The organism is Mycobacterium colombiense CECT 3035, from assembly GCF_002105755.1.
GTDB lineage: Bacteria > Actinomycetota > Actinomycetes > Mycobacteriales > Mycobacteriaceae > Mycobacterium > Mycobacterium colombiense.
Genome location: NZ_CP020821.1, coordinates 2,177,762 through 2,203,021 on the forward strand (window position 1 = coordinate 2,177,762; position 25,260 = coordinate 2,203,021).

The following is a 25,260-nucleotide window of genomic DNA, read 5'->3' on the forward strand; positions in this document are numbered from 1 at the left end:
ACCAGGCGAACATGGACTTTTCCTTCACCGAAGAACAAGAAACCGTCGGCAAGGTAGCCCGGCAGCTCTTCGAGCACCGCGCCACGCCCGAACACCTGACCGACCTGGAATCAGGCGAGCACCGCTACGACCGTGCGCTGTGGCGTGAGCTGGCGTCCTCGGACTTGCTGGGCATCGCGCTGCCCGAAGCTGTCGGCGGCAGCGGTGGCAGCTTTCTCGACCTCGGCGTGCTACTCGCCGAAGTCGGCTGGAGCGTCGCGCCGGTCCCGGTCTACGCGACCCTCGTACTAGGCGCGGATACGATTGCGCGGCACGGTGACTCGAGTATTCAGCAGCGCTACCTTCCGAGGGTGGTGGACGGCGACGCGATCCTGACCGCCGCACTCGCCGAACCCGGAAATTCCGATCCGGCCGCGCCGCGCACCATCGCACGTGCTGATGGCGACGCCTGGAACTTGACCGGCGCGAAGGAACTCGTGCCCGCGGCGCAGCTCGCCGAAGCCATCGTGGTGTCGGCACAGGCGGATGACGGCCCGGGCCTCTACGTCGTCGATACGGCAAGCGGAGACAACAATGGCGTCGTCGTCTCGTCGGTAAGCACCACCAACGGCGAACCCTATGCCGACGTCGAATTCGCCGGCGCTATCGGCCACCGCCTCACCGGAACCGGCGGGCCGGACGCCGTCAGCTCGCTGTACACCCGCGCGCTGCTCGGACTGTGCGCCATGCAGGTCGGCGTGACCGAGCGGGCGTTGAAGATCGCCGCCACCTATACCAGTCAACGCGAGCAGTTCGGCAGACCGGTCGGCTCATTTCAGGCTGTGCAGCAGCGGCTGGCCGATGCGTTCATCGACGTCGAGGCGATACGGTGGACCACCTGGCACGCGGCCTGGCTGATCGCGGAAGCCCGGCCCGCGGCCCGCGAGGCCGCCATCGCCAAATTCTGGGCCGCCGAGGCCGGAGCGCGGGTCGTCGCGTCGGCCCAACAGGTCCACGGCGGTATGGGCATCGACGTCACCTATCCGCTTCACCGCTATTTCCTGTGGGCCAAGCAGATTGAGCTGTCGCTGGGATCGGCCCCTCAACAACTCGCCCGGCTCGGCGCAGCATACTCGGAAGGAAACAAATGACCTCCACCGTCGACCGCACCACCACGCTCACTTGGAACTCCATCGTCGTGGGCGACGAAGTCACCCCGATGGACGTTCCGGTGACCACCACACTGATCGTCGCCGGTGCCATCGCATCCCGTGACTACATGCCCGTACACCATGATCGCGATTTTGCGAACTCCCAGGGATCCAAGGACATTTTCTTGAATATCCTGACGACCAACGGACTTTGCGTGAAGTTCCTCCATGACTGGGCCGGCCCCGAGGCGATGATCAAGAAGCTGTCGATTCGTCTCGGTGTTCCGGCATACCCCAACGACCCGATGCGATTCACGGGGTCCGTCACGGACAAATCGTCGGCCGACGGCGAAGGGTTCATCGAGGTCACCTTCAAGGGCACCAACAGCCTCGGCGACCACGTCTCCGGGACCGCGGTGCTCAGTCTGCTCGAAGGCGTGGATGCATGAGCGACGGTATCGGCGGCAAGGCCGCCCTCGTCGGGATCGGCCAAACCGAGTTCTCCAAGGAATCGGGCCGCAGTGAGATGCAGCTGGCCTGCGAGGCAGTCAAGGCCGCCATCGACGACGCCGGCCTTCGTCCCGCCGACATCGACGGCATGGTCACCTTCAGCGTCGACGACAACGAGGAGATCGAGGTCGCACGCAATGTCGGGATAAGGGATCTGAGCTTCTTCACCAGGGTCCCGCACGGCGGTGGTGCGGCCGCGGGAACGGTGATGCAGGCCGCGATGGCGGTCGCGACGGGCGTGGCAGAAGCGGTGGTGTGCTATCGCGCGTTCAACGAGCGTTCCGGTTTCCGCTTCGGCGGCGCCGGCCGCCAGGCGGGCGTGACGCCGCTATGGATGGCGCCCTACGCGCCGTTTGGATTTATGACGCCGGCCGCCTGGGTCGCGTTGCACGCCCAGCGCTACATGACCACCTACGGCGTCACAAATGCCGATTTCGGCAAGATCTCGGTCATCGACCGCAAGCATGCCGCGAACAATCCCGACGCCTGGTTCTACCAGAAGCCGATAACCATTGAGCAGCATCAACAATCGCGGTGGATCATCGAGCCTGTGCTGAGATTGCTCGACTGCTGTCAAGAAAGCGACGGGGGCGTTGCCATGGTGGTGACGAGCGTCGAGCGAGCGCGCGACCTTGCCAAGCCGCCCGCCGTCATTGCGGCGGCCGCGCAAGGCGCCGCCTACGACGGCGAGGTGATGACCAGCTATTACCGAGAGGAGATCACCGGCCTGCCGGAAATGGGCGTGGTCGGCGACAAGCTGTGGCGGGATTCGGGCCTTAAGCCGCAAGACATTTCGACGGCCTTCCTCTACGACCATTTCACGCCGTTCGTCTTCACCCAACTCGAGGAACTCGGCTTCTGCGGTCGCGGGGAAGCCAAGGACTTCGTCTCGGTCGAGGAATTGTCGCTGGGCGGCAGGATGCCGATCAACACCAACGGTGGACTGCTCGGCGAGGCCTACATCCACGGCATGAACGGCATCACCGAGGGTGTCCGCCAGGTGCGCGGCACGTCCCACAATCAGGTGGACGACGTCGAACACGTGCTTGTCACGTCGGGTACCGGTGTTCCGACCAGCGGGCTGATCCTCGCGCCGGATCACTGAGCGGGCAAAGCCAGTTCCAGATGACGCACGCGACGGCTATCGACACCCGCGAGGTTCTCATCTCGGCCGCTTTCGCCTGCTTCCGAACGCAGGGGTTGCGGAAGACGACGATCGTCGACATCGCACGTGTCGCAGACGTGTCCCGGAGCACCTTCTACGAGTACTTCCGGGACAAGGAGACGATTGTCGAGGCGTGCGCGGAGGCGGCGTCTCAGGGCTTCTATCGCAGGCTGGCCAAGGCGATCGACCGCCACGGCGGTAGCACCCTGGAGGAAAAACTGGTTCGGGCAGGTGTTTTCGTGACTCAAGCCCGGCGCGTGGTGGAGCCCGAGTCATATTTCGACCAAGACGAAGTCAGCCTGATGTTGACCAAGAATGCGTCGACCCTGCTACGGGAATGCAGCGAGTTCCTCGCACCGTACGTCTCGGCCGCTCGATTGACGGGTGAGGTCCGCAATGACCTCGATATCCGGTCTGCAACCGAGTGGTTTGCGCGAATGTTGTTCTCGCTGTTCACCACTCCGTCGCCCTACCTCGACATGGGCGACGACCAAGTGGTCGCGGACTTCGTGCGGCCCTACGTTGTGCGCGGCTTCCTGGATGCCGGGCGTCGGAGCACCATGCGGGCCAACTTGGCCGGCGCGGGAGGATCAACCTAGTGTCCAGCGGCCGGACGTCAGCCGGCGATGCTACCTTCGCGCAGAAAGTTGACGGTGTAGTCCTGGTACGTCAGGCCGTCACGATCGAGGCCTATCAGGTCGACGAATGGGTACCACTCCCGTGAGTCGACGAACCAGTCCCACCGACTTATGTGGCCCTCTTCGTTGGTCCACACGTAGTCCCATTCTTCGAGCCTGAGCACCGTCCCGTCAGACAGCGTTCCCGCATAGGTGTCGCGGACTGCGAACCCCCAATCGGCAGCCTTGCAGTCGAACGGGGTGACGATCCGAAAGTCGGGCATGTGCTTCCACCACATGCGCACTTCGCACGTGAGCATGTCACCGTCCGGCGCGAATTTCTGCATGGCCGCCAGCACCTGCTCGGATGCCAGGTCGGCCATGAGGTTCTCGGCACCATTGTTGAACAGGGGGCACATCATCACGGCGTCTGGTGCGTAGATCCACTCGTCACCGTAGGTAACCTTTCCGGTCTCCGGCGCCTTCGCATAGGCCTCCCATTTCGCGTGGGCCATTCTGCGGTGCCGGGCCGTACGGTCGGACATCATCATCTCCAGTTTCTCGAAGGGTTGAGGCGCCGTGTGCTATGTCGCCGACAACTCAGTCCGCCTTGCGAACCGGCACATTGGACCACCCACACACGTTGGACATCGCCACCCGGCGCAACCCGCTGCGATCGACTTCGTACTCGGGCAGCAGATCGAGCAGCGCCTCCAGCGCGATGCGGCTCTCCATCCTTGCGAGCGCCGCCCCCAAGCAGCTGTGCACGCCGTACCCGAACGCGAGATTGAAGCCCATCTTGCGGTCCCTGTCGATATCCAACCGGTCGGGATCGGGGAACATCCGCTCATCGCGCGTCGCCGAGCCGGTGACCAGCAAGACGGCGCTTCCTTCGGGAATTACTCTGCCGTGCAACATCACATCGCGGGTGGCGGTGCGGACCTGGTACTGCGACGGTGCCTCGTAACGCAACAATTCTTCGACCGCCGCCGGAATCTTGCGGCGGTCCTCCTTCAGTTTTCGCCACTGGTCCGGGAAGTCGGCGAAGGCGACCATGGCGTTGCCGATGAGCTTGGTGACGGTCTCTGCGCCGGCCCCCCCGAGCATGGTCGCGAATCCGGTGATGTCCACATCGGTGAGCTTCTCCACCTGTCCGTCGCGCTCGATCTCGGTCTCGATGAGCCGGCTGATCATGTCGTCACGAGGTTCTGCGCGGCGCTGCTGCACCAGGTTGTAGTAGTAGATACCGGTTTTCGTCGATGCTTCGAAACCTTCTGCGGTGGTGGCGATCTGACCCGGACGACGTTCGAGCAGCAGATCGAGCCAGCGCCGAATCTGTTCGCGGTCCTCCTTCGGCACTCCCAACATGGTGGTAATGACCTCGTTCGGGAACAGGGCCGAGAAGTCGGCCACCACGTCGAAGGACGTCGGGTCGAGCGCATCGATCCGCTCGTAAACCTTCTCGCGCACCATGTCTTCCAGCGCCGCGATGGCGCGCGGGGTGAAGACGTTGCTCACCAGCCTGCGCATCTTTTGGTGTTCGGGGGGATCCATCGAGATGATCACCTTGGGCACCGGCAGCGCGTCGTCGTGCGCCTTGACCATGTCGAGCGTGGCCCCTTTGGCCGACGAGTAGGTTTCGTGATCCTTGGTGGCGGGCGCTACGTCCTCATAACGGGTCAGGGCCCAGAAGTCCCACTTTGCGTTGTAATAGACGGGGGCCGAGTCGCGCAGGCGCCGGTAGGTGTCGAACGCCCCGTTGAAGAAGTCGTCCGAAAACGGGTCAAAGTCGGCAGGGTCATCAGCCGTGATCTGTGCCGGAGTTGCACTCATAGGATCGCTCCGGATTCCTTGTAGTTCGCGATGGTGTCCCAGTCCAAACCTGCCTCCATCAGTACTTCTTCGGTGTGCTGGCCGTGTTCGGGTGCGCCCGGCGGGACCACGGCCCGTTCGTCGAACTGGACGGGGTTGGTGGGCAGCGAATACGGCGAACCATTCATCGTCGTGGTGCTCGCGACATAGCCGTTGGCGGTCACCGCCGGGTCATGGCACAGCTCTCCCGGTGTCTGCACCACCCCCCAGGCGCCGGAAATGCCGGCCAGCTGTTCGCGCCATTCGTCCAGAGTGCGTCTCGCAAACACCTCGTCCATGAGTGCGATCAGTTCCGTCCGATTGGCGAATCGCGATGCCGGATCGGCGAATCGCTCGTCACCGATCAATTCGGGGAGACCGATGGCACGCATCGCTTCCGCGTAGAACTTGTCGAGTTGCAACATCATCAGCTGGACGTAGCGGTTGTCCTTGGTGCGGTAGGTCCCCACCAATGGATTGGGTGCGTCGGCATGGCCGAACTTCGGGATCGAGCTACCACCGTGGATCTGGCTCACTGCGACATCGGGACTGAGGTTCCACGCCGCGAGCCCGAGCAGGGAGACATCCACCACCGACCCGTGGCCGGTCGTCGCCTTCTTGTACAACGCGGCCGCGATCCCGCCCGCGATCGCCATGCCTCCGAGCAGATCTCCGAACGCCGGGCGCGACCGCACCAACTCGTCTGCGCCTTCGGTGAGCACGGCGGCGATGCCGCCGCGGGCCCAATAGGAGACGCCGTCATAGCCAGGTTTGTCCGAATCGGGACCCTTCGGGCCGTGGCCTGACCCGCGCACGTAGACGATGCCGGGATTCGCGGCTCTGATGTCGTCGACGTCGATGCCCATCTTCTTGCGGCGACTCGGCAGATAACTGGTGAGGAAAACGTCGCACGTAGCGGCGAGTTTACGGATGACATCCTGACCGTCGGAAGTGCTCAGATCGACGCCAATCGACTTCTTCCCCCGATTCGGGATCTCGATCATGTAGTTGACCGTGCCGCCGCCCTCATCCACGATGCCCATCGTGACGAGGCCACGCTGAGGGTCACCGCCCTCGCGCGGCTCGACCTTGATAACTTCGGCGCCCCACTCCGCCAGGACGGCGCCGGCCGACGGTACGAAGGTCCATGCGGCAACCTCCAACACGCGGACACCATTGAGCACTTTGTCTACCGAAATGGTGGCCTCCATTGATCGCGGTGGTACGGGTGCGAGCGCACCGGCGGGTCAGCAATGGCGGAAACGCCTGCTTGCATTAAACGAGAATGTCAGTTTCGGAAGGGTTTGTAAACCGCGACGGCAGCGCGGCAGCCCGCGCCGGATGCTATGGGCGCGTCGACAGACGTCCCGGAAGCCCAGGGTCGCCGTCGGCCCAAAAGGCCCGCCAGGTGGGCATGCGATGGGGCATGGCCGCAGGCAACGTGATGTCGGTCGGCCAGCGCATGAACTCCGGTCCGGGGCGCTCGGTCACATCGACTGAGTACCAAGGGTGCTCCCGCCGTCTGACGAAACGCCACTGGCCGTCCCTACGCTCGTACACGTCGTCATAGCGCATCGTGATCACGAACCACCCGTCGCCGTCCTCGTGTTCGGCTCGGCAATACACAGATCCGATGGCGTGGTCGTCGTCGACGAAGTCGAATTGATGGCCGCAGATCAGGTGGATGCTGCGGTAAAAACGCCGAAGTACCCGGTCGTACCAACGCCTCAACGCATCCCTGCCGCGGCCCTCGGCTCCGGCGTCGACATCGTCGACGAACAGCGCCACCAGCTCACCGAGATCGCGCGCGTCGAGCGCCATGGCGTAGCGGCTGGGCAGCTGACTGATTGCGAGGCTCGATTCCAGCCGGTCCAACCGATCGTCGCCGGCCCAACGATCCGCTTCGGTGACCATGGCGAAATTGTAAGCCGTAGACAAACGAGAACCTATGTTCTCGTTTTGCGCAAATCCTACTATCCTGCGGTCATGCCCTTCCCGAACATCTTGCCCACGATTCCTGCTCTGGTGAGGTCCTCCGCGGCACGCTTCGGGGACAAGCCCTTCCTCGTCGTGGGCGGGCAGGAATTGACCTACCGCGACCTTGACCGCCGTTCAGCTGCGCTGGCGGTCGCCCTGTTGTCCGAGGGGATAGGCAAGGGGGACCACGTCGGTATCTTGATGCCCAACAGCGTCGACTGGGCATTGACGTGGTTTGCCGCCACACGCATCGGCGCAGTCGCGGTGCCGCTCAATACGTTCTATAAGGCGTCCGAACTCGCCTGGACCGCGCGACACGCTGATCTGCGCGCGATCTTGGCGTCATCGCGGTTTCGCAACCACGACTTCGTGGACCGATTACAGGAAGCCCTGCCCGGGCTGGCCGAGCAGCGCGATCCTGGCCGCATCGCGGTACGAAAAGCTCCGTTCCTGCGGACCGTTGCGGTGTGGGGCGCATCCGATCAGCCGTGGATGACAGCGATCGACGGTGATCGCGAAATGTCGGCCAGCGACGCCGACTTCCTGGTCGACGTGGAATTGTGTGTGACGCCAGCCGATGACGGCGCCATCATTTACACCTCGGGCAGTACCGGTGACCCGAAGGGGCCCGTGCACAGCCAGGGCACCCTCGTCCGGCACACCTACAATCTCACGTTCATGTACGGCCTCACCCACGATGACGTGATGTTCACAGCCATGCCCTTCTTCTGGGTGGGAGGACTGATCACGGGGCTGCTCGCGGTGATCCACCACGGCGCGACGCTGGTTACCCAACCCGCGTTCGACGCGGCAGAAGCGCTGGAATTGATGGAGCGACACCGCGCGACGATCACGCTGGGCTGGCCGCAGCAGGGCAAGACGTTGGCCGAGCATCCCGAGTTTCCGGCACGCGACCTGAGCTCGGTGCGACGCACCAGCATGCCGGCGATGGTGCCACCCCAGCGTCAGCCCAAGGGCTCTAGTGGCCTGGGAATGACGGAGCTGTGTGGCAATCACATCGGGGTCGACCCGTACCTGCCGCAGCCGCCCGATCGGTCCGAAACCGGCGGTCCGCCAATCGAAGGGCTACATCATCTGCTCGTCGACCCCCAGACGGGACAGCCGGTGCCGGTGGGTACGCCCGGCGAGATCTGGGTGCGCGGGTACTCGTTGATGCAACGCCTGCACAAGCGTGAGCGCGAGGAGGTGTTCACCGCTGACGGCTACTACCGCACAGGCGACTGCGGCGTCGAATACGACGACGGTTGGATCACATTCACCGGGCGGTTGGGCGACCTGATCAAGACGGGTGGCGGCACCAACGTCACGCCCAGCGAAGTGGAATTGGCGCTGGCCGAGTGCGATGGCGTACTCGAGGCGTACGTGGTCGGCGCCGAGACCGACGCCGGAACGGTAGTCGCCGCGGCCGTGGTGCCGTGCGGCGAATCGGCGCCAGACGGCGAGTCCTTGCGCGCGCAGTTGCGTACGCGGCTATCGGCGTACAAGGTACCGAGGTTCATCTGGGTCACCGCAAAACGCGACCTCCCGTTCACCGCGACGGGCAAGGTTAAGAAGTCGGAACTGGCGCAACAGCTCAGCGAGATGCTGGCACGTCCCTAGGAGGTGAGTCGCACGATTAGCCGTCAGCCCGGATTACCCTGACCGCCCGACTATTAGGCGTCTTCGTGGTCATCAGCGTCAACGGTATGCCGTGCAGCGCCTCTGCGATCCCCTAAACCCAGCAGCACCGCGCTCAGTTCGGCCGGGCGGGAAAAGAAGGGTGAGTGGCCGCCGTCCAATTCGACGACCTGTGCCCCGATCCTGGCGACCGCATTGCGCCGGGCCCACGACTCCCCCACCGCGCGGTCGTCCCGCATCAGCACGTAAGTCGACGCCGTATCGGGCCAGCGGCTGATCGGACACCGCTCGGTGAACACGGTGAACGATTGGTACCTCAGTTCGTCGAATGCATGACGTGCCAACGATTCCGGGCAGTCATGGTAGAAACCTTCCCGCACCGACTCCCAGGTAAGGCCGAACGGGCCGTCGCCATGCTCGTGCGGCTCGGGAAATGTGATCGCGTCGGGGTTGGCGCCAAGGTGTTCGAGGAACGACTGGCCGGGGACGGGCAGTAGCCCACCGACGAACACCATGTGGCGCACCGGGTACAAGGTGGCGATGACGGGTGCGCACAACCCCGAGATGGAGTGTGCGACAACGACAACGTCCTCGGGAGCGCCGTCAACTTCTCGCTCGATCGCATCGATCGCCACTTGCGCCCACTTCAGCGCTCCCGCCGAGTCGTCGTCGACCGGAAGATCTGGTGCGATCGCGCGGTGGTCTCGCCGCCGCAACTCTGTACGCACCGCATCCCAGCAGGAGCCGTAGTGCAGCCCGCCGTGCAGCAGCGCGAATACGGTCACCGTCGGGTGCGGGAGAGGCGGCTAACGATTCCGGCTCCGGCCAGCGGTGCTTCGATGACGCCCGGCGGCGCGGCCACCACGCACGGAATGGCGTTCACCGCAGCCATGGCGGTGGCCGTGATCCCCGGATTGATCCGCTGATCGCTCGACTGTTCCAAATACAGTTCCAGGCTCATACTGGGGTCGCCTTCAACACGAAAAACCATGCCGCCCTGTCCCTCGCGCGAAGGTTTGGGCCACCGTTCGGGCCACGGGGTGGAACTCACGGTCGCGAAGTATTGCACCGCCACCACTTTTCGGTCACCGACCACTCCGGCCAGCCGCCAGCGGTGCCCACAGATTGTGCCCGCCGGCACCACGGCGAGGGCCGTGGGCAGATCGGCCGGGGCCAACACTGTCTCCCAGTCGAGCTCTACGCCGTCGAGTTCGATGCCGAGCAGGTCCGCGATATAGCGCACGACCGTCTCCCAGTCATGATTCACCTTGCCCGAGGCTATGCGGACCGGGACGTGGCCGTCCGGTTTGCCGAAACCCATCGACTCATGTAGCACATCCCAAATGGGATAGGCCTTGTCCAAGTCGACCGCGTATTCATCCATCCGGTACGAGGTCACCCTACCCGCGCCGGAGAGCAGGGCGGTCGGAAGATTGAGGCTGATGAAGCCGGGCTCACTACCGGTCGCGTAGAACGTCGAATGACCCTTTTTGGTGGCTGAATCGAGCAGTGCACGCCAGTGATGCGGCGCGGCGTCCGGGTACACCATCGGAATCGTGGAAATCGTCACGACATCGATCCCCGACTCCAGCAGCGCGGCGATGTCCGCGATTGCGTCTTCCTCTCGGCGAACCGCTGTTGCGCAGTAGGACACGCAATCAGGCTTGAGCGCAATGATTTCCGCCATGTCTGCTGTTGCGGTCACTCCCACGGCGTCGACACCGCAGAGCAGGCCCGCATCGGCTCCGACCTTGCTCGGCGTTGAAACCTTGACGCCGACGAGATCCAGGGCCGGGTCAAGGATCGTTGCTCGCAACGCTTCTCTTCCTGTGAGCCCCGTCCCGATGTGGACGACACGGTACCGATCGACGGCGTCATCAGTCATCGCCGCTCCTTCCGCTCACAATCAACCGAGCCCGTACGACTCGAACGAAGTGGATCACTTGTAGAAAGGCCCCGGCTTGCCCGATTTCTCGAGATGTCCGTATGGGTCGTATACCTTGACATTCGGATACGGGTTCTGCTCGTACGCGGGTGACGACAGTCCCGCGGCGCGCAGGCCGGCCAGCACCGCCAGCGGTACGGCAAAGGACACCAGGCCCACCGCAACCGAAGCGAGCAGCTGGCGCGTCAGTGTCACCTCATTGCGGCCCGGTCGCGCCGGAATCCGACGGGCGATCCGGGTGATCAGCAACAGTTCGCCGCCGTCGTCGCGGACGCACATGACCGCGACCATCGCGAAGATGAACGAGTCGTACACCGCCATGACGATCGGGAAATGGATGTGGCCGATCTGCAGGGTGGGTCCCACCGCCTCGGAGTAGTAAAAGATCCCGAATCTCAACCAGGTGAACTGAACGAGCCCGTTGAGCGGTATAGAGATAAGGAACGCGCCGAGGAAGACCGCAGCGAGGCGTTGGTGCGCAAGCCAACTGGCGCGCCGGAACATCGGATCCAGGAAGCGGTCATGCAGTTGGAGGATTCCCAGCCCACTGAGGAGGTAATAGGCCGCATAGCCCCCGAGAAATGACAACGCGGGCTCGAGATTCGGCGCAATCCTAATATACGGCCACGACAGCGGGAAGTGCAGCATGCGCGGGTCGAAGATGGCGAATGTCGCCCAGTTGGCCAATGGATCCATAGCGCCGGTGATCAGACCGGCGAACGCGATCACCACGGCCCAATGCACCCTGCGCTGTCGTACCGACAGCCACACCAACGATCCGATCAGACCGATCGCCAGCGGGATGGAACTGGAGGAGACCACCAACGGCCAGTTGTCGAACCCGAGGAACGGCGGATATGGCGCCGGGCCCGGAGTGGGGTTGGTAATCCGGGGATCCCCGTGGGTACCGGTTTGAACGGTTGAGACGGTCAATATCGCGAACGCCAGGTAGGCGACGATGAAAAGACCCCACCCGGCCCGGGCCGGCAGCGAGGACGTCCCGGTCGCGTCAACCGGCCCCGTGCGGCCCGATTCAATCTCGGGGTCAACGGTATTCGTCATGTCATAGCCTCGCCGGTAGGGTGGCCCAGCCCCGGACGCTGGTAGTGTGCGCGCGCTGTGCCTTGTCATAGTCGACCTCCCAGTCCGGCCACCGTGACAGGACCTCCTCGAGCGCGACCCGCGCCTGCACCCGCGCCAGCGCGGCACCAAGACAGAAATGGATGCCCTGCCCGAAGGACAGATGCGCCGCCTTCCGGTGGATGTCGAACCTGTCCGCGTCGGGAAACTGACGTTCGTCGCGGTTGGCCGAACCGTTGAGCAACAGCATCACCGACCCCTCCGGAACCTGTTGCCCGTAGTGCTCCGCGTCACGGGCGACGTAGCGAGCCTGCACCGGTGACGGCGCTTCGTAGCGCAGAATCTCTTCGACCGCACCGGGTATCAGGCTGAAATCGGCCGCCAGCTCGCGGCGCTGTTCTGGATGGTCGGACAACAGCGCCCCGGCGAATCCGATCAACCGGGTCGTGGTTTCGTTGCCCGCACCCACAACGGTTCCGGTGTAGGTCAGCACCTCCTGACGGGTCAGTCGGCGCCGGGAGCCGTCGGGTTCATCGACCTCGGCATTGACCAATTCGGTCATCAGGTCGTCGGAGGGGTGCTCATAGCGCCAGTCGATGAATTCTTCGAGCATCGAGCCGGTTCGGGTGAGCATGTCCGCAGCGACGTCACCCGGTCCGTCGGCATCGAGTGCGAGCAGCCGATCCGTGCGTTGGCGGATGGCAACCTGACGGTCTTCGGGAATCCCCAGCAGGTAGCCGATCGTGCGCATCGGCATCCACGCCCCGAGGTCGGCGATGAAGTCGAATGTGTCTGCCCCCGTGAGGGGCTCCAGCGCGCGCCGACAGAACTCTCTGGCAAGCGGCTCGACCGCTGCCATACGGCGCGGCGTGAACACTCCCGACAACAGCCGGCGATGGGCGTCATGAATCGGAGGATCCTCAAACAGAATCACCCCCGGTGGCACTTCGAGCCCATTGAGGATGACTTCGACGATGGTGCCCTTGCCCGATCGGTAGTCATTCCAATTGGTGAGCTCGCGCGCCACGTCGTCGTACCGGCTCAGTGCGTAGAATCCGTATTTCTCGTTGTGGTAGAGGGGGGCCGCATCGCGCAGCCGCTTCCACACCGGGTAGGGATCATCGTCGATCTCGAAGTCGAAGGGGTCGTAGTACGGCTCGCCGCTCACGGTTTGCGTCACGCAGTGGCCCTTCCTACCTCGCGTCGAGACACACCCTCGACCTGTTGAGAATAGGTGTTATCGCGAAACGCAAACAAGCTTTGTGTCCGGTTTGGGTCCGACTTTTCCGCCACCTCGGCCGGTTTGCCCGCGTTCGCGTGCTGACGTGCCCGTTCGCCCCGAATCGTCGAGCCGCCCTATCCGCGCCGATCGGCGGAAGGCGGCACCCTTGCCGTTGCACCGGCCGACGTGCCCGAGTAGGACCTAACCGACCCAGCCATGAGAATAATAATTCTCGTATGCGAGAATCGGGGTAACGTCGGCGCAGTCGTCCACCACGAAATCTCCCGAAGGAAGCAGAGTATGAGCGACCGGCACTCCAGCATCGCGGGGACGCGGATGTTGATCATCGGGGCATCGTCCGGCATCGGACAGGCATTGGCCCTTGCGGCGCACTCCAGGGGCGCAACGGTGGCACTCGCCGCGCGGCGGATAGACCGCCTGACAGAACTGGCCGACCGACTCGGCGGATCGGCACACGAGCTCGACGTGTCCGATCCGCGCGCCATCGAACACGTCATCAGCCAGGTCGTTGCCAATTTCGGGAAGATCGACGCTGTCGTATTCACCAGTGCCGCGGTGCCGTTCGCGCTGATCGAAGAGACCGACGTGGAGACCTGGCTGCACGCGTACGCCGTCAACGCCGTGGGGGCCTCGCACGTACTGCGAACGGCCCTCCCCCACTTGGCCGACAACGCAACGGTCGTCATCGCGTCGAGCCACGACGTAGGCCGCCCCGCCCGGGTGTGGCGGCCTACCATGCGAGCAAGGCCGCGCTCGACGAGATCCTGCGCTCCTGGCGGGCCGAACATCCCGAGCTCGCCGTGATCCGCGTCAGCGTCGGCCCCACTTGTGACACCGAGATCCTACGCGGAGCAGACCGCGATCTGCTCGCTGATCTATACCGGTCTTGGGCGCGCGGTGGCCAGATTCCGGAAGAGATGTCGACCGTCGATGACGTGGCCAACGCAATGCTTTCTCTGATCGCCATGTCGCACGCCAACCCCACCGTGGTCAGCGAGATCGTCCACCTGGCTCCCCGGATCATCAAGGGCCAGCAGGCATTCCCCGGTAGCCGGTAGAGGAAGGATTGCCCGATGGACCTAGGCTTCCACGGCGCAACGGCGGTCGTGACCGGAGGCAGCAAGGGGATGGGGCTGGCGATAGCCGAGAGTCTCGGCGCCGAGGGCGCTTCGGTGGCGATCATGGCACGCGGCCACGCCGCGTTGGACTCGGCTGCGAGGAGGATCCGCAGCGCGGGCGCTCCCGAAGTGCTGACGATCAGCGTCGACATGTCGGATCCCGAGTCCATCGTATCGGCGTTCGCGTCCGTTGGGCATGCCTGGGATAGCCTGAATGTGCTGGTGCACACCGTCGGTCCGAACGCGGGCGCGTTCGAAGATCTCGACGACGACGACTGGTACGCCGCATTCGATCTCGGTACGCTCTCCGCTGTGCGCTCGGTGCGGGCCGCGCTGCCACTGTTGCGATCGGCGGATTGGGCTCGCATCGTCACCCTCTCGGCGCACTCGATCCAGCGCCAGAGCTCGCGGCTGGTCGCCTACACGGCCGCCAAATCGGCGTTGTCGAGCTTCACCAAGAACCTGTCTAAAAGCCTTGGCGCCGAGGGTATCCTGGTCAATTGCGTGTGCCCCGGTACGATAGTGACGGCTAGCTTCACCGAGGTCTTGCGGGATGTGCTTGCCGCCGACGGGCTCGACTCATCGGATCCGAAGCATGTGATGTCCTGGGTCGAGAAGACCTACGGCCATCCCTGCGACGTCGGTCGCGCCGGGTTGCCCGAAGAGATCGCATCCGCAACCGCCTATCTGGCGTCACGGCGAAACGGCTACGTGACAGGTGCCACCGTCAACGTCGACGGTGGCTCCGACTTCGTCTGACCATGGGCCAACCGTTCTCAGGTCCAGGCGAACTCGTAGGTGCACCCGATGCCGCGTTGCCGGCCAACGTCATCAGTGGAGCCCGCGGGCCAGCGCGAACATGGCGGTGGCCGCATCGAGCAGCTCCGGTGTCAGCATACTTCCGGTGTACTCGACCCAGCACCAGCTTCGCGCCGGTCGCACACCCGATGACGTGCTTGTCACGGAACCGAAGACGTGCAGCGGGCTGCCGCTGGATTCGAAGGAGAAGCTGTACGAATCGGTGCCGATGGTCGCCTCCAGCGCTGTCATCCGTCCGGCGTTGTTGAACGTCGGCTCGGCGGCGATGTCCTTGTGCACCGTGGTGACACCGTCTTTGAGCTGATAGCCCGGACCGAAATCCACACCTTCGCGGCCCTGCCAGAAGCTACCACCGCCCAACTGTCCATCGTCGAACTCATGCAGCCAGGAAACCCACATACCTTGCAGGTGCCGGGCGATGGGAAGTTCGGTGTACACCTTCTTCGGCGGTCCGTACGCGAAGTCCTGATGGGCATAGCCTGACACCTCGATACCGTCAACCGTGCCGGTGGCGTACATCAGCTCGTGGCGGTAATACACGTCGTCGTCGATGCCGTCCTGTGCCGGCACGTGCGTGAGGACGATGTCGCTGACCGTCCGCCCGTGTATCTCCCATCGATTGCCGGCGTCATACCAGTGGAACTCGTTGGCATCGCGGTCGATCCGTCCACTCGGATACGACAGCTTCACAGCCTGGCCATCATCGACGTACTGCAGCGGTTCGAACCAGTCGACCGTCGAGTACTCGAGGTAAAGGTGCGGCGCCTCGACGTCAAGGCTTTTCGGCAGCGATCGAAATCCACACACCGGGGATACGACGTGGGTCATTCCGGTGAGGAAGTCGTCACATCCCCGCACTCCCCAGTAGTTCTGGCCGGATGCGTCGGCGACGACTGCGCCGAGCCAGATTCCCGACAGCCCCATGCCAGGACGCGGGACCCATTCGCGGCGGTAATGGTCAAGGGTTGGTCGGTCGCGAACAACCTGGAAATCAACTGATTTGAGCACTCAACTCTCCTCGCGAGGTCACGGCGGACGCAGGCTAGGCGCCTATGTGGTGGGTAGGACGCCGCGCTCGGTCCAGTGCGCGACGAACGGGGTGATCGTCGACAAGTCGTAGAGTCCCGGCTCGGCCGCGATAACGGCGGGGATGGCGTTGATGGCGTGCATGGCGGTGGCCAGACAGCCCTGCTCGGCGTGATCCTGGTCGTGGGACCCGATCACGAGTTGCAAGGTCATATTGGGCTTGCCCTCGAAGGTCACCGCGTAACCGATCTCCGTCGGCCAGTCGGGGGCCAGGTCGTCGGCCATCCTGGTGAGGTGTTCGACGGCGAGTGTCGTCTCGCCGCAGTCGGCCACCACGCCGAAACGCATGGCGCCCACGGTTCCTGCCGGGATCTTTCCCGCAGCCACCGTCAGCGCCCTGGGCGTCGTCACGACCTCGCGAAAGCCCTCGATGGACCGGATATGGAGTCCGAGCGCCTGCGCGAGGACGGTCGCGCTGCCGAGCCATGCGCTCGCTGCATAGTCGGTGTTCGTCAGCAACGGGGTGGGATCATCCGGCGCATGACCGAACCCCATCGCGTTGAAGATCAGGTCGTGGCTGGCATAGGTCGAGTAATTCAGTACCTCCCGCACACTGATCCGACTGGTGCGCTCGGTCAGCCGGGACAGCACAGGGGCGAGCGACTCAGCGACGAAGCCCGGGTACAGGCCCAGCCCGAGAAACGACGAACTGCCGGCGCGGCAAGCTTTTTCGATTGCATCTGCCAGCGATTCATGCAGAGAGCGGGGATGCACAAACCGACTTCCGGTGGCCACCACGTTTTTGCCGGAGGCCAACAGATCACAGACATCGGCGAAGCAGCCCGGCGTGTCGGTCTCCACTTTGCCCATGTAGAGCACCACGTCAGCATCGGTAGCGATGATGGCATCGCGATCGGCAGAGGTCAGCACCCCTGTTTCGGGCATTCCGCACAGGGTGCCCGCATCGATCCCGGCTTTTCCCGGGTCGTAGACCCGTACGCCGGCCAGTTCCAGGTCCGGCCGACTCAGGATGTGCCGCAATGACATTGCTCCGGTCACCCCGGTAGCCCATTGGATCACGCGAGTCATGTCAGGCGATCCCCTCTAATCCCACACGACGTCGAGGCGTGGTGGGGAACGAAACATCGTGCCTGTTACATAGGGCGCCGGAGCATCGGGGTCGAGTCGCAGCCCTGGAAGTTCGTCGAGCAGCGCGTTGAAGATCTTGGTGCTCTCCAACCGCGCCAGGTGCATTCCCAAGCACACGTGCGCACCGTGGCCAAAACCGATGTGGGGCTTGCGGTCCCGAAAGATGTCAAAGGACTCGGCGTTCTCCCATCGCGTCTCGTCGTGGTTGGCGCTGCCGAGGTTGACCATCATCGTCGAACCCTTGGGGATATGGAGCCCGAAGAACTCGGTGTCGGCAGTGACCTCCCGGATGAAGTTGAGCAGCGGCGTCTCCCACCGGATGCCCTCCTCGATCGCCTGCGGCAACAGGCCGCGGTCGGCGCGCACCGCGGCGAGCTGGTCGGTGTGGGTCAACAGGGCCAACGCGAGGCTGGCCGTCGATCGCGACGTGGTCTCTGCCCCCGCGGGCAGGAGATTGCGCATGAATCCGTAGATTTGCTCATCCGACATTGTGACGCCGTCGATCTCGGCTTGGGACAGGATGGTCACCATGTCGTCCTTTGGCGACTTGCGCCGATCGGCAAGGACTCCGACGAAGTACTCCTTCATCTCCGCCGAAGCCTTCATCGCCGTGTCCATGTCGGCGCGAAACCCAAGCAGGTCGATGGCCAGCCGGTGGAACTCACCGATATCGGCCTCGGGCAACCCGAGAAGGGCGGCGATGATCCGGACCGGGATCGGCATGAACACCGCACTGACCAAGTCGGCGCGCTTGTCGTCACGGAATTTCGCGATCGTGCGATCCACGAGGGGTCCGACCAGTTCGGTGTCCCAGCGATTCATCGAGGACCTGGCAAAAGCGAATTCGTGCAGCCTGCGGTACGTCGCGTGCTCGGGCTCCTGCATTTCCAGGATCGTCGGGCCCTGCAGCGGTCGCACCATGTCCTCGTAGATTCGGGTGCTGAACGTGATGTTGTCGGTGAAGACGGCTTTGACCGCGTCGAACGAGTATGCAGTGAATGTCTTCGTGCCGTCGGATCCGTCCTCCGGAACGCCCATCTCCGGCCAGCCCGGGTGAACGGGCGCCTTCTGGCGCAGCTCGCGCAGCAGCGGGTACGGGGTCGCATCGCCGTCGGCGCCCATGCCGGCGTTGAACTTCTCCTGCGCCTCGCGGATGCGTTGCTCGATGTCGTCGGTAACCGCAGGCTCCGCCACGTGCCACCTCCCGAACGGCGGTTCAACATACAGCTTGTCGGTTGCAAACCTACATGATGTAGGTTGAATGAACCAGAACCTCGGGGAAATCCGAAAGCGCAACACGGAGCATTCGATTGGTCATTCGAGTCGTTCAATGGGCGACAGGCGCGGTCGGCCGCGCCGCACTGCAGGAGCTCATTGAGAACCCGCATTATCAGTTGGTGGGTGTGCTGGTGTACGACCCGGCGAAGGCCGGTCTCGACGCGGGCGCACTCTGCGGGTTACCACCAACGACGGGTGTGATCGCGACCGCGGACAAAGACGAGATCATCGACCTGCGTGCCGACGTCGTTGTGCACGCGGCCAGCAAGGCCCATGCCGTCGAGACGAACGCTGAGGACATCTGCCGCCTCCTCGCGGCGGGCAGCACCGTCATCACCACGACGTCGTACAACCACCTGCCCACCTACGGCGCGGAGACCGAGGCAGCCTTCGCGAGGGCGTGCCGGCAGGGCGGGTCCCGCTTCCACGCGGCGGGCGAGAACCCCGGTTTCATGCTCGAGCGACTGGTCGCGACCGTGACCGGGTTGAGTAAATCCATCGAACGCATCGACCTCTACGAGGCCACCGACGTATCAGCCGTAAGCAGTCGACCGATGCTCGTCGACCTCATGGGCATGGGCAGGCCACCAGAAGATGTCAGCATTGACTCCCCGATCATCACGAAGCTCGACATGGCCTACCGCCAGGCTCTCAATGCCACGGCTGACGTCTTTGGGATCACCCTGTCGCACATCGATGTGGAGGTCGACGCCACCACGCTGCCCCACGACATCGAAGTCCTCGCCGGCACGATCGAGGCGGGAGCAGTTGTCGGGCAGCGCTTCTCATGGATCGGTCACTGGTCGGGACGCCCATTGCTGGCCATTCACGAAGAGTGGGTTCTTACCCGCGACCTTCCCCAGTGGGGTATGACGCCACTGGGGCCCGGCGAGAAGGCGCCGCTGATCCGCGCGGTCATCAAAGGCGAGCCGAGCTTTGAACTACAGCTCGACGTGGCATTCGACGGCGCGACACCATCGGGCCAGCACGCCATGCCTGGTCACCTGATGATCGCGATGGGCGCGGTTCGCGCCATTCCCTACGTGCTGGCCCAACCACCCGGCATCGTGACAGCACCGGTGTTCGGCGCGATCCAACTAGGTTGAGACGCAAGCGACCGCACGCGCGATGTGGTCGCTGGGCGCCGCATGGAAAACGTGCGCGCTGCCGTCAGGCAACACCCGCCGGGCCACGAGATAGTCCGACCCCATCCAGCCCTGTCGGATGTACCGGCCAAACCGCAAGAACGTCCCCGGCGCGCCGCTGGCCGACGGAACGAGCTTCACCTGCTCCATTCCGTTCTTCACACCTTCGCCGGTCAACGGGCGCGCCGCCGCGAGCGCACGCACGATTACGGTGGCTGCGTCGTGCGACAGGCCCGGCATCGAGTGCTGCGGACGGCGGCCATATCGTGCCTCGAAGCGGTCCAGGAAGGCCTGGCAGACGGTATTGCGCTCGTCGTAGCTGTCCAGGCCGATCCAGCCGGACAGGTGCCGCATCCACTCGGCGTTGATATGCGCCATTTCGAATGCCGTTGTCGTGTATCGCGGCGGATCCCAGCCCGCGGCCAACAGCGCATCCGTGAAACCCCACAAGCCATGTCCGAATCCGACGTGCACCAGCGCGTCGGGTTGCGACGCGCGCAACGCCGTCACCGTCTCTGACTTATCAGCCTCGACCTGGGGAATCGCGACGGTCGCAACGACCTTCAAACCCGCTGCATCATAAGCTTTTTGAGCGAAAGCGAGATACTCTTTGCCAATGAGCGACGACTCGTAGGCGATGGCGATGCGCGACCGACCATCGCCGATCATTACCGCGGCCAACATCACCGGCTCTTCAGGCATCGAGCCGTTGTTCAGCGCGAAACACCAGTCGCCGAGAGCCCCCTCCGAACCCGACAGGGTGACGATCGGAACCCGCGCGGTGGCATCGACGTGGGATCGCAGCGGCACCACGTTGTCCGACACCCAGGGCCCGAAAATGGCCAGACAACCCTCCGCCACGAGCTCGTCGAAGGCCCGTTCGACCGCAAGATAGGTACCGTTGGGCAAGCCCACCACATCGCGGATGACCAGTTCGATGGGCCGGTCGATCAACCCGGAGGAAAGGGCTTCGTCCATCACCAGCCGCAGCGCGTCGCGGCTGTCGTTGTCGGTGTCGCCCGTGGTCGGATAGTCGTTGAGCAAGCCGACTTTCAGGGGGGCGACCGACCCGTACGCGCGAACGTCATCGTCTGCCATAGCGGCAACATACCGGATGAAGGTTGTCGAGATCGATGGGCGCGCAGCATTCCTGCGCGGTGGAAACAGACGTTTACGGAAAACGACGCGATTTGAGGCAATCCCGGCCCACCACTCAACATACAGCTTGAATGTTGCTACGATCATCGGCATGGCGCAACGCGGTGGGGCGGACGACGATCGGCGCGCGCGTGGCGAGCGGACCCGTCGCGACCTGATCGAGGCGGGCCGGGAATTGTTCGTAGAACGCGGATTTTTCAATACGAGCATCGGCGACCTCGTGACGAAGTCGGGCGTCGGCACGCGCGGCGCCTTCTATCACCACTTCAAAGACAAGGCCGAGCTGTTTCGCGCCGTCTTCGAAGATGTCGAGAACGACCTCACGCTTCGCTCCATCGCCGCTCCCCCGCCCGGCGCCGACCCATGGGAGCGGCTCACGAGCGGCCTGCATGGATTTCTCGAGGCGGCGACCGAACCCGCAGTGCAGCGGGTCATGCTGATCGACGGACCGGTGGTGTTGGGCTGGCAGACTCTGCGCGAGATCCAGGAGAACAACAGCATCGCCCTTATCAACGACGTTGTCCGCGAAGCGATCGCCGCGGGCATCATCGACGACCAACCCGTCGGAGAGCTGACCCACATGTTGGTCGCGGCGCTCGAGGAAGCCGCACTCTTGGTTGCGCATGCGGCAAACCCCACCAAGGCGCGCCGTCGAGCCGCCAAGGTCCTCGACCGGCTGTTGCTCTCGTTTGCCGTCGAGCCCCGAAACTCATTGCGGCGGTGATCATCCCAGTCAACGCAGATGGCCTAGCGCCGCGGTGGTGAAAATGTCCATTTCCATAAATTGTATATAGATCCTCCGCCTAGCTGATAGCCTCGCTCTCAACCTCTGCACAAGGAGACCCATGCAGCCCGAAGACATGATCCTGGTCAGCGTCGACGACCATCTGGTGGAGCCCCCGGACCTGTTCAAGGGCAGGATCGCCGCCAAATACGCCGACGAGGCGCCGCGAGTCGTCCGCCAGCCCGACGGCTCCGAGGTCTGGACCTTCAACGGCGCGATCATTCCCAACATCGGCCTCAACGCCGTGGCGGGCCGCCCACGCGAGGAGTACGGCATCGAACCCACCGCTTTCGACGAGATGCGGCCGGGGTGCTACGACATCCACGAGCGAGTCAAGGACATGGACGCCGGCGGTGTGCTCGGTTCGATGTGTTTCCCGTCCTTCCCCGGTTTCGCCGGCCGGCTGTTCGCCACGCATCCCGACAAAGACCTCGCCCTCGCCGTCACCCGGGCGTACAACGACTGGCACATCGATGAGTGGTGCGGCTCCTATCCGGGACGGTTCCTGCCGATGGGACTCCCGGTGCTGTGGGACCCGCAGCTGTGCGCCGCGGAGATCCGCCGCAATGCCGAGAAGGGCTGCCACTCGGTGACTTTCACCGAAAATCCGGCCACCCTGGGCTTCCCGAGCTTCCACGACGAGTACTGGGATCCGATGTGGCGCGCGCTCGCGGACACCGACACGGTCCTCTCGGTTCACCTGGGGTCGTCGGGCAAGATCACGATGACGGCGGACAACGCTCCCATCGACGTCATGATCACGCTGCAGCCGATGAATGTCTGCTCGGCGGCCGCCGACCTGCTGTGGTCGCGCGTCATCCAGGAATTCCCCCAGGTCCGGTTCGCCCTCTCCGAGGGCGGCACGGGGTGGATCCCGTATTTCGTCGACCGGCTCGACCGCACTTACGAGATGCACCACCTGTGGACGGGCCAGGACTTTGGCGACCGGCTGCCCAGCGAAGTCTTCCGGGAACGCTTCCTGACCTGCTTCATAGCCGATCCAATCGGTGTCAAGCTGCGCCACGACGTCGGCATCGACAACATCGCTTGGGAATGCGATTATCCACATTCGGATTCGTCGTGGCCCGGGGCCGCCGAGGAACTTGCGCTCGTCATGGCGGGTGTGCCCGACGACGAGGTCAACAAGATCACCTATGAGAATGCCTGCCGGTGGTATTCGTTCGACCCCTTTGAACATCGAACTCGCCAGCAGTGCACGGTCGGCGCCCTGCGCGCCGAGGTCGGTGACCACGACGTCGAGATCCGCAGCTTCGACCACGGCCGGTTCGAACGCACCGCGGGCGCGACCCTCGCCTCCGTCAGCGCCAAACTCGATGTCTGACAATGGCTGACAAGGCACAGCCACCGTTACGGGTCGCGGTCGTCGGCGCCTCCGCCGGTCTTGGCCGATGCATCGGCACCGGACTGGCTCACCGAGGCGCGCGTGTTGCTCTGCTGGCGCGCCGATACGACAGGTTGGTCGACGCCGCCAGGGACGCCGGTAACGGCGCGGTGGCCGTCGCCTGCGACGTCACCGTGACCGACGCATGCCAAAAGGCCATGTCCGAGGTGGTCGCCGCGCTCGGCGGCCTCGACGCCCTGGTGTACACGACCGGCATGGGCGTGCTGGCGCCACTGCGTGAGGTGACCGCAGAACAATGGGCGCAGTTGTTCGCGACCAATGTCACCGGCGCCTCGCTGGTCACCGCCGCCGCCGCGCCGTACCTGGCCACGGCGGCCGGCTCGGCCGTGTACCTGTCATCGCTGAGCGCCTCCTACACGACACCGTGGCCGATGCTGGGGGCCTACGCCGTCACCAAGGGTGCGCTGGACAAGCTCGTCGAGGCGTGGCGCATCGAACACCCGGAGATCGGCTTCACCCGTCTTGCCGTGGGCGACAGCCTCGGCGGCACCGGCGACGCGCAGACCGAGTTCAACAAGAGCTGGGACCCCAACGCGCTGGAATCGGCCATCAAGTACTGGATGGAGAACAAGTACATGCTGGGCGGTCTCGTCGACGCCGAACACCTGACCGAAGTCGTCCATTCCGTCATCCGTTGCGGCAACAGCAGTTTCATCCCCTCCCTCACACTGGCCCCGCGCGCCTCCGACGCAGTGAAGGAACTCCGGCAATGGTGAACCACGAATCCCGAATGCTCATCGACGGCAAGCTCGTCGAGTCCGAAACCGGGCGGCAGTTTGACAACATCAATCCGGCGACGGAAGAGATCCTTGGCGCCACCAGTGACGGAACCCGCGCCGACATGGAACGCGCAATCGCCGCGGCGCGGCGCGCGTTCGACAACACCGAGTGGTCACGCAGCGGCGAAGCGCGCGCCGCCGCACTGCGTCAACTCCAGACGGCGCTCGAGGAGGAACGTGAGGCGCTGCGCACCGAGCTCGTCGCCGAAGTGGGCTGCCCCGTGTTGTCCACGTACGGACCACAGCTCGACGTGCCCCTGAACGAGGCATTGACCTGGCCCGCCGACATGATCAGTGAATTCGCTTGGAAGCGAACACTTCCCGACAAAGACGCATTCGGTATGGGCAGCCTCACGACGCGCGAGGTCTGGAAAGAGCCGGTCGGTGTCGTCGGTGTCATCACGCCGTGGAACTTCCCGTTCGAGATCATCCTCAACAAGATCGGCCCCATCCTCGCGATGGGCAACACCTGCGTGCTCAAACCCGCCCCGGACACGCCGTGGAACGCCACCAGGATCGGCCGCATCATCGCCGAGCGCACCGACATCCCGCCCGGCGTGATCAACATCGTGCCATCGTCCGATCACCTCGTCGGGGAGGTGATTTCGACCTCACCGTTGGTCGACATGGTGGCGTTCACCGGATCGACGGCCACCGGCAGGCGCATCATGGCCGCCGCCGCCGAGACCGTCAAACCCACCTTTCTCGAGCTTGGCGGAAAGTCCGTGTACCTCGTCCTGGACGAGGACGGCGATATCAGCGGCGCGGTCGGCGGTAGTGCCTTCATCTGCATGCACGCCGGCCAGGGCTGCGCAATGCCCACCCGCCTGCTGGTGCCGAACTCGCGTTACGACGAAGCGGTCGAAATCGTCACGGCCGCGATGGAAAACAACAAATACGGCGACCCCACCGATCCCTCGGTGCTGCAGGGCCCGGTGGTGTCCAAGAAGCAGCATGACCGGGTCCTGGGATACATCGAGAAGGGCAAACAGGAAGGCGCCCGTCTGGTTACCGGGGGCGGCGTGCCCAGACACCTGCCGAAGGGCTATTTCGTCGAGCCGACCGTGTTCGCGAATGTCGACAACAAGATGACCATCGCGCAGGAGGAGATCTTCGGACCCGTGCTCTCGGTCATCGGATTCGACGGGGACGACGACGCCGTGCGGATCGCCAACGAATCGATCTATGGCCTGTCGGGAGTGGTGTTCGCCAACGACCTCGACCGCGCCAAATCCGTGGCCGGCCGGATCAGAACCGGCACGCTCGGCATCAACGGCGGCCTCTGGTACGGCGCAGACGCGCCGTTCGGCGGCTACAAGCAGTCGGGCGTCGGTCGGCAATGCGGCATCGAGGGACTCGAAATCTTCACCGAGACAAAAACTGTCGGCTGGCCGGCTTCCTGAGCGGACCCCTAGCGAAAGATGC

23 protein-coding genes and 1 pseudogene are annotated in these 25,260 nt (G+C 64.1%); 12 read left to right on the forward strand and 12 right to left on the reverse strand.

From position 1 onward, the window contains the following. The first annotated feature begins 11 nt into the window (after window positions 1-11). The 4 genes from B9D87_RS09910 to B9D87_RS09925 are packed head-to-tail and all read left to right on the forward strand — an operon-like array spanning window position 12 to window position 3,404. The gene (locus tag B9D87_RS09910) at window positions 12-1,130 is read left to right on the forward strand and encodes an acyl-CoA dehydrogenase family protein (protein WP_007770119.1); all 1,119 of its coding nucleotides are present in this window, start codon (window positions 12-14) and stop codon (window positions 1,128-1,130) included. Next, complete coding sequence (locus tag B9D87_RS09915) at window positions 1,127-1,579, forward strand: MaoC family dehydratase (RefSeq protein ID WP_007770118.1); 453 nt, start codon at window positions 1,127-1,129, stop codon at window positions 1,577-1,579. Before B9D87_RS09910 ends, B9D87_RS09915 begins: the two co-directional genes overlap by 4 nt. After that, window positions 1,576-2,745, forward strand: coding sequence for a lipid-transfer protein (locus B9D87_RS09920; RefSeq protein WP_007770117.1), 1,170 nt, complete (start codon window positions 1,576-1,578; stop codon window positions 2,743-2,745). Before B9D87_RS09915 ends, B9D87_RS09920 begins: the two co-directional genes overlap by 4 nt. 20 nt (window positions 2,746-2,765) lie before the next feature. Then, a complete protein-coding gene (locus tag B9D87_RS09925) occupies window positions 2,766-3,404 on the forward strand; it encodes a TetR/AcrR family transcriptional regulator (RefSeq protein WP_007770116.1) in 639 nt (212 codons plus the stop codon). A 17-nt stretch (window positions 3,405-3,421) separates the two neighbouring features. On the opposite strand, the gene B9D87_RS09930 is transcribed toward B9D87_RS09925, so the two are convergent. The 4 genes from B9D87_RS09930 to B9D87_RS09945 form a co-directional block, all read right to left on the reverse strand. Then, window positions 3,422-3,973, reverse strand: coding sequence for a hypothetical protein (locus B9D87_RS09930; protein ID WP_007770115.1), 552 nt, complete (start codon window positions 3,971-3,973; stop codon window positions 3,422-3,424). Between the two features lie 49 nt (window positions 3,974-4,022). Beyond that, window positions 4,023-5,255 (reverse strand): cytochrome P450, encoded by a 1,233-nt coding sequence (locus B9D87_RS09935; RefSeq protein WP_007770113.1) that lies wholly within the window; start codon window positions 5,253-5,255, stop codon window positions 4,023-4,025. Beyond that, window positions 5,252-6,484, reverse strand: a complete 1,233-nt coding sequence (locus B9D87_RS09940; RefSeq protein ID WP_007770111.1) for a CaiB/BaiF CoA transferase family protein — start codon at window positions 6,482-6,484, stop codon at window positions 5,252-5,254. The genes B9D87_RS09935 and B9D87_RS09940 overlap by 4 nt, the downstream gene beginning before the upstream one ends. 133 nt (window positions 6,485-6,617) lie before the next feature. Beyond that, window positions 6,618-7,148, reverse strand: a complete 531-nt coding sequence (locus tag B9D87_RS09945) for a nuclear transport factor 2 family protein (protein ID WP_040630098.1) — start codon at window positions 7,146-7,148, stop codon at window positions 6,618-6,620. A 111-nt stretch (window positions 7,149-7,259) separates the two neighbouring features. Here B9D87_RS09945 and B9D87_RS09950 point away from each other — a divergent pair, with 111 nt between their 5' ends. Next, complete coding sequence (locus B9D87_RS09950) at window positions 7,260-8,870, forward strand: class I adenylate-forming enzyme family protein (protein ID WP_040630095.1); 1,611 nt, start codon at window positions 7,260-7,262, stop codon at window positions 8,868-8,870. Window positions 8,871-8,923: 53 nt separating this feature from the next. Here the strand turns inward: B9D87_RS09950 and B9D87_RS09955 are convergent, their stop codons facing one another. Genes B9D87_RS09955 through B9D87_RS09970 form a run of 4 tightly spaced genes read right to left on the reverse strand, consistent with a single transcriptional unit; the run spans window position 8,924 to window position 13,093 of the window. Then, window positions 8,924-9,673, reverse strand: coding sequence for an alpha/beta fold hydrolase (locus tag B9D87_RS09955; RefSeq protein WP_007770107.1), 750 nt, complete (start codon window positions 9,671-9,673; stop codon window positions 8,924-8,926). After that, complete coding sequence (locus B9D87_RS09960) at window positions 9,670-10,773, reverse strand: hypothetical protein (protein WP_007770106.1); 1,104 nt, start codon at window positions 10,771-10,773, stop codon at window positions 9,670-9,672. The genes B9D87_RS09955 and B9D87_RS09960 overlap by 4 nt, the downstream gene beginning before the upstream one ends. A 54-nt stretch (window positions 10,774-10,827) precedes the next feature. Continuing rightward, window positions 10,828-11,895, reverse strand: coding sequence for a spirocyclase AveC family protein (locus B9D87_RS09965; protein WP_007770105.1), 1,068 nt, complete (start codon window positions 11,893-11,895; stop codon window positions 10,828-10,830). 1 nt (window position 11,896) lies between these two features. Further along, on the reverse strand, window positions 11,897-13,093 hold the full coding sequence (locus tag B9D87_RS09970) for a cytochrome P450 (RefSeq protein WP_007770104.1): 1,197 nt from the start codon (window positions 13,091-13,093) through the stop codon (window positions 11,897-11,899). A gap of 342 nt (window positions 13,094-13,435) precedes the next feature. Between B9D87_RS09970 and B9D87_RS09975 the strand changes: the two are divergent. Continuing rightward, window positions 13,436-14,214: pseudogene (locus B9D87_RS09975) on the forward strand (SDR family oxidoreductase). Window positions 14,215-14,229: 15 nt separating this feature from the next. After that, window positions 14,230-15,033, forward strand: a complete 804-nt coding sequence (locus tag B9D87_RS09980) for an SDR family NAD(P)-dependent oxidoreductase (RefSeq protein WP_007770101.1) — start codon at window positions 14,230-14,232, stop codon at window positions 15,031-15,033. A 72-nt stretch (window positions 15,034-15,105) separates the two neighbouring features. Here the strand turns inward: B9D87_RS09980 and B9D87_RS09985 are convergent, their stop codons facing one another. Genes B9D87_RS09985 through B9D87_RS09995 form a run of 3 tightly spaced genes read right to left on the reverse strand, consistent with a single transcriptional unit; the run spans window position 15,106 to window position 18,462 of the window. After that, window positions 15,106-16,101 (reverse strand): hypothetical protein, encoded by a 996-nt coding sequence (locus B9D87_RS09985; protein ID WP_040629704.1) that lies wholly within the window; start codon window positions 16,099-16,101, stop codon window positions 15,106-15,108. 42 nt (window positions 16,102-16,143) lie between these two features. Next, the gene (locus tag B9D87_RS09990; protein ID WP_040629703.1) at window positions 16,144-17,208 is read right to left on the reverse strand and encodes an NAD(P)H-dependent amine dehydrogenase family protein; all 1,065 of its coding nucleotides are present in this window, start codon (window positions 17,206-17,208) and stop codon (window positions 16,144-16,146) included. Window positions 17,209-17,223: 15 nt separating this feature from the next. Continuing rightward, window positions 17,224-18,462 carry a cytochrome P450 gene (locus B9D87_RS09995; protein WP_007770095.1) on the reverse strand — a complete coding sequence of 413 codons (1,239 nt, stop codon included), beginning with the start codon at window positions 18,460-18,462 and terminating at the stop codon, window positions 17,224-17,226. 116 nt (window positions 18,463-18,578) lie between these two features. Between B9D87_RS09995 and B9D87_RS10000 the strand changes: the two genes are divergently transcribed. Further along, window positions 18,579-19,652: an NAD(P)H-dependent amine dehydrogenase family protein gene (locus B9D87_RS10000; RefSeq protein WP_007770093.1), complete on the forward strand. Its 1,074-nt coding sequence runs from the start codon at window positions 18,579-18,581 to the stop codon at window positions 19,650-19,652. Here B9D87_RS10000 and B9D87_RS10005 read toward each other — a convergent pair. Next, a complete protein-coding gene (locus tag B9D87_RS10005; protein WP_007770091.1) occupies window positions 19,644-20,789 on the reverse strand; it encodes an ABC transporter substrate-binding protein in 1,146 nt (381 codons plus the stop codon). The two genes, B9D87_RS10000 and B9D87_RS10005, sit on opposite strands and share 9 nt — an antisense overlap. A 151-nt stretch (window positions 20,790-20,940) precedes the next feature. Between B9D87_RS10005 and B9D87_RS10010 the strand changes: the two genes are divergently transcribed. The 4 genes from B9D87_RS10010 to B9D87_RS10025 all read left to right on the forward strand — a co-directional run bounded on the left by B9D87_RS10010 (window position 20,941) and on the right by B9D87_RS10025 (window position 25,238). Beyond that, window positions 20,941-21,573, forward strand: a complete 633-nt coding sequence (locus B9D87_RS10010) for a TetR/AcrR family transcriptional regulator (RefSeq protein WP_007770089.1) — start codon at window positions 20,941-20,943, stop codon at window positions 21,571-21,573. A 121-nt stretch (window positions 21,574-21,694) separates the two neighbouring features. Then, window positions 21,695-22,975 carry an amidohydrolase family protein gene (locus B9D87_RS10015; RefSeq protein WP_007770086.1) on the forward strand — a complete coding sequence of 427 codons (1,281 nt, stop codon included), beginning with the start codon at window positions 21,695-21,697 and terminating at the stop codon, window positions 22,973-22,975. Window positions 22,976-22,977: 2 nt separating this feature from the next. After that, window positions 22,978-23,772, forward strand: coding sequence for an SDR family oxidoreductase (locus tag B9D87_RS10020; RefSeq protein ID WP_007770084.1), 795 nt, complete (start codon window positions 22,978-22,980; stop codon window positions 23,770-23,772). Continuing rightward, complete coding sequence (locus tag B9D87_RS10025; protein WP_007770082.1) at window positions 23,766-25,238, forward strand: aldehyde dehydrogenase family protein; 1,473 nt, start codon at window positions 23,766-23,768, stop codon at window positions 25,236-25,238. Before B9D87_RS10020 ends, B9D87_RS10025 begins: the two co-directional genes overlap by 7 nt. Window positions 25,239-25,260: the final 22 nt, after the last annotated feature.